This is a genomic window from Mycobacterium sp. TH-M15, from assembly GCF_057473705.1.
In genome coordinates this window covers 1-4697 of the sequence record NZ_JBYCLB010000563.1, presented here as the reverse complement: position 1 = coordinate 4697, position 4697 = coordinate 1, and the positions used below count along the sequence as shown (strand labels likewise).

The window sequence follows — 4697 nt, the reverse complement described above, 5'->3', positions numbered from 1 at the left end:
CAAACCCAGACCTACGTGCGGGATATCACGTCGCTGCGATTGGCAGACGCCGACGACGCGGGCGGTAAAGGCGCCAACCTCGGCGAGTTGGTGGCGGCCGGGCTGCCGGTACCCCCGGGCTTCGTGGTGATGCGATCGGCCTACCTCGATTCGATGAAGTCAGGCGGTGTGGACGACGAAATCGCGGCCCTGCATCGCGAGGGACTGGCCCACGTCGAGCGCGGCGCACGGCTCGAAGAGCTCTGCCACCGGATGGCGAGCCTGGTCGCCAAAGCGGGCGTCGCGGACGCGGTCCGCCACCAGATCATCGCGGCCTACCGACAGCTGGGCGCCGAGATGGTCGTCGCCGTACGATCCTCGGCCACCGGCGAGGACGGCCGCGACGCGTCCTTCGCGGGTATGAACCGGACCATCACCAACGTGACTGGCGAAGACGCGCTGATCGACGCCGTTCAGCAGTGCTGGGCGTCGCTGTTCACGCCCCGCGTTCTCACCTACCGGTCCAGCCGCGGGTTCGGCGCCGATCCCGCGATGGCGGTGGTGATTCAGCAGATGGTGGCCCCCGATCAAGCCGGCGTCGCGTTCACCAGAGATCCCAGCACCGGCGCCGACCACATCGTGATCGAGGCGGCATTGGGGCAAGGCGAGGTCGTGGTGTCCGGTCAGGTGCAGCCCGACACCTACGTCGTCGACAAGACCACCCTGCAACCTCTTGACTGCCGGGTCGGATATCAGGCTTTCAAAATCGTGGCGGGCGCCGACGGCAACGACACGCTCGTCAATCTCGGCCCCGAGCAGGCTAATTCACGCGTGCTCGATGACGAGTCGCTGCACCGCATCGGCGAATTGGCCGTCGCTGTCGAGCAGCACTACGGCTGCCCGCAGGACGTGGAGTGGGCGATTTCGGCGGGCACCACCTGGCTGGTACAGGCCCGGCCGATCACGACGTTGATCGAGCCCGCTGATGACTCGCAGCAGCAGGAGCCCCGGGATGTGCTGCTCCGCGGGCTGCCGGCCGCGCCGGGTGTGGCGTCCGGAGCGGTGCGGGTGCTGCTGCGCCCGGAGTCTGGCAGCCAGCTGATCGACGGCGAGGTGTTGGTGGCCCCGATGACCAATCCGGACTGGCTGCCCACTATCCGGCGGGCCGCGGCCCTCGTCACCGATACCGGTGGAATGACCTGCCACGCAGCAATTGTCGCCCGTGAGCTCGGAGTGCCCTGTGTGGTCGGCACCCGGAAAGCGACCGTCGAACTGAAAGACGGGATGACGGTCACGGTCGACGGAGCTCGCGGGCAGGTGATCGCCGGCCGCGTGCTCGCGCCACGTATGTCGCTGGCCGACCGTAATCCCCCAGCGCCGGCGGCCACCACCGTCACCGGCACCAAGGTGTACGTCAATCTGGCGATGCCCGACACCGCCGACGCCGTCGCGGCCCGGGACGTGGACGGGGTGGGACTCCTGCGCGCCGAATTCATGCTCACCCAGGCGCTGTCCGGGCGACACCCGCGGGACCTGATAGCACGCGGCGAGCAAGCAGCACTCGTCAGCGCGTTGGCCGCGTCCGTGGAACGGATTGCCGCGGCGTTCTCACCACGGCCGGTCGTCTATCGGGCCACCGACTTTCGCAGCAACGAGTTTCGCGGCCTGCAGGGCGGCGACAAGTACGAGCCGGATGAGCACAACCCGATGATCGGCTACCGGGGCTGCTACCGCTACGTCAAAGAACCCGATCTGTTCCTGCTCGAACTCGAAGCGCTCGCCCGGGTGCGCGAGCAGCATCCGAACCTGCACCTGATGATCCCCTTCGTCCGGACCCGCTGGGAACTCGAAGAATGCCTGGCGCTGGTGGAGCGCAGCCCACTGGGCAACCAGCGCGGGTTGCACCGCTGGGTGATGGCTGAGGTGCCATCGGTGGTGCACTGGCTGCCCAGCTACGTGGGGATGGGTATCGACGGCGTGTCGATCGGCAGCAACGACCTGACCCAGCTGATGCTCGGCGTCGACCGGGACTCCGAGCTATGCGCCGAGCTGTTTGACGAGTCTGATCCGGCTGTGCTGGATACGATCGGCCAGATCATCGAAACGGCGACCATATTGGGCGTTACTTCGTCACTGTGTGGTCAGGCGCCGTCCACCAATCCGGCATTCGCCGAGCACCTGGTGCGATTCGGCATCACATCGGTGTCGGTCAATCCGGATGCCGCGGATGCGGCCCGGCGCGCGATAGCCGCAGCCGAACAGCGTCTGCTGCTGGAATCGGTACGGCACACCGGCGAGGCGTGAAAGTGAGCCAACCCGCCGTCTCGTCCGCAGCTGCCGACTTGGAGTCGATCGCCTGGGGATTTCTCGAATCCGACTACGCCGGAACGCATTTCACCGAATGGTCGATTGACCGTCGGCTGCACGCATACCTGCGACACCGGGGATTGCGCGAGGTTGCCGACGACGGCACGGTGTGCGCGGCGCTGCTGGATCGGGTGATGGCGAACATCTCCTCCGCCCTGACCAGTGGAACACTGCGCCGGATGCGTAGGCCCACGTGGCGCAGGTCGACCCGGCCGCGCTCTGCGACGACCAGCCGGTCGTAGTGACACCGTTAGGGGACTTTGTACTCTCCGCGCGAGCACTGCCGGCGTGAACGATGAGCTCATGGTTCGCAGCGCTCAGGACCCAGCGGCGGCAGCTGCCGTCATCGACGTCGAGGGCTTGGCGCAATTGATCTCGACACTGATCGCGCGGGGCTACCGGGTTGTCGGACCGGCCCTGTCGGACAACGCGATCGAGTTGGCCGAACTGACCTCCGCCGACGACCTGCCGCGCGGTTGGGGCGTCGACGTCGGCCCCGGACGGTATCGACTCCGCCGCCGCGACGACGACGCGCTGTTCGGCCATTCGGCCGGCCCGCAGTCCTGGAAGCAGTATCTGCACCCGCCCCGGCAGCGGGTGTGGTCGTCGGAAGGGGCACCCGACGAGGAGCCGCCACGGTATGCCTTCCTCGGCGTGCGGGGGTGCGACTTGGCCGCGATCAACGTTCTCGGCAACGTGCTGGGCTCCGGCGCACATCCGGACCGGGGCTTCACCGGTCGGCGCCAACGCGCGTTTGTGGTCGCCGTCAACTGCACCGAACCCGGTGGCCTGTGCTTCTGCACATCGATGGGCACCGGGCCCGCCGTCGGTCCGGGCTACGACCTGGCACTCACCGAACACGTCGACGGCGACGGCCGTCGCTACCTGGTCGACACCGGCACCGACGACGGGGCCGACGTGCTGGCCGAGCTACCCCACCGAACGGCGTCCCCGAGCGAGATCACCGCCGCGCGGGATGCCGTCGACGCCGCGGCCGGGCACATGGGCCGCCGCATGCCCGAGCGTGATCTGCGTGAACTGCTGATCGACTCGCGGGAATCACCGCAGTGGGAAGACGTCGCCAACCGCTGCTTGACCTGCGGCAACTGCACCATGGTGTGCCCGACCTGCTTTTGCACCAGCACCGAGGACGTCACCGATCTCGCCGGCGAGCACGCCGAACGCTGGCTGAACTGGGCATCCTGCTTCGAGCTCGACTTCACCTACATCCACGGTGGCGAGGTCCGGCAATCCGGTGAGTCCCGCTACCGGCACTGGATAACCCACAAGCTCGGCACCTGGCACGACCAGTTCGGCAGCGCCGGGTGCGGCGGTTGTGGGCGCTGTCTTGCCTGGTGTCCCGACGGAATCGACATCACCGAGGAAATGAACACCCTGGCCAGGCTTGCCGATGAGGGATCGCGCGGCGATGACGGCGATGGCTGACCTCACCACCCGGACTCCCCCGCGATCGGCGATGACGCCCGTCCCGCACCGGGTGTCGGCCCGGCACCGGGAGAACTTCGAGTCCACCACCATTGCCTTGATGCCGACCGCGCAGCATGTGGCTCAGCCCCTGCCCGGCCAGTTCATGATGCTGTACGCCTTCGGGATCGGCGAGATCGCCATGTCGGTCAGCGGGGTGCCATCGGAGGTCGACGGCACGATCGCGCACACCATCCGGTCGGTCGGAGCAGTCAGCGCCGCGCTGCACAATGCCGAGATCGGCTCGGTCGTCGGGGTACGCGGACCGTTCGGCACCGACTGGGGTCTGCAATCGTGCGCCGGTCACGATCTGGTGATCGTCGCCGGGGGATGCGGGCTCGCTCCGCTGCGGCCGGTCGTGGACGCGGCATTGAACCACCGATCGCGCTTCGGCCGCGTGACGGTCGTGGCCGGCGCCCGAACGCCGGAACACTTCCTGTTCCGCGACGAGGCCGACGAGTGGGCGCACAACCCGCTGCTGGACACCGAGCTGATCGTCGACACAGCCGGATCCGACTGGCCATGGCAGACCGGGCTGGTGACCCAGCCCTTACACCGGCTGACGATCGACCCGCGGCGTACCACCGCGATGATCTGCGGGCCGGAACCGATGATGCAGTCCGCCGCTGCGGTATTGATGCAACATGGGCTGCCCACCATGGCTATTCGCGTCTCACTGGAGCGGAACATGCAGTGCGGCATCGGCTGGTGCGGGCACTGTCAACTGGGTCCACTGTTGTTGTGCCGCGACGGACCGGTGGTCGGCTATGACGTCGCCGCACCGCTGCTGAGCGTGAAGGAGTTATAAGTGAACGCACCGCGGCTGGGGGTGTGGAAATTCGCCTCGTGCGACGGCTGTCAGCTGA

At 67.6% G+C, this 4697-nt stretch carries 4 protein-coding genes; all 4 read left to right on the top strand.

From position 1 onward, the window contains the following. The first annotated feature begins 15 nt into the window (after window positions 1–15). The 4 genes from ppsA to AC2VNT_RS13755 all read left to right on the top strand — a co-directional run bounded on the left by ppsA (window position 16) and on the right by AC2VNT_RS13755 (window position 4639). Entirely contained in the window at window positions 16–2283 is a 2268-nt protein-coding gene (ppsA, locus tag AC2VNT_RS13770) for a phosphoenolpyruvate synthase (protein WP_486947394.1), read from the top strand. Between the two features lie 2 nt (window positions 2284–2285). Next, window positions 2286–2588, top strand: coding sequence for a hypothetical protein (locus AC2VNT_RS13765; protein WP_486947392.1), 303 nt, complete (start codon window positions 2286–2288; stop codon window positions 2586–2588). A 61-nt stretch (window positions 2589–2649) separates the two neighbouring features. Beyond that, on the top strand, window positions 2650–3792 hold the full coding sequence (locus tag AC2VNT_RS13760) for a 4Fe-4S dicluster domain-containing protein (protein WP_486947391.1): 1143 nt from the start codon (window positions 2650–2652) through the stop codon (window positions 3790–3792). Beyond that, on the top strand, window positions 3785–4639 hold the full coding sequence (locus AC2VNT_RS13755; RefSeq protein ID WP_486947393.1) for an FAD/NAD(P)-binding protein: 855 nt from the start codon (window positions 3785–3787) through the stop codon (window positions 4637–4639). The genes AC2VNT_RS13760 and AC2VNT_RS13755 overlap by 8 nt, the downstream gene beginning before the upstream one ends. Window positions 4640–4697 lie beyond the last annotated feature (58 nt).

Excerpts from the sequence above, each read along its gene's own strand:
- AC2VNT_RS13760 (WP_486947391.1), top strand. The coding sequence starts at position 2,650 with ATGGTTCGCAGCGCTCAGGACCCAGCGGCGGCAGCTGCCGTCATCGAC.
- AC2VNT_RS13755 (WP_486947393.1), top strand. The coding sequence starts at position 3,785 with ATGGCTGACCTCACCACCCGGACTCCCCCGCGATCGGCGATGACGCCC.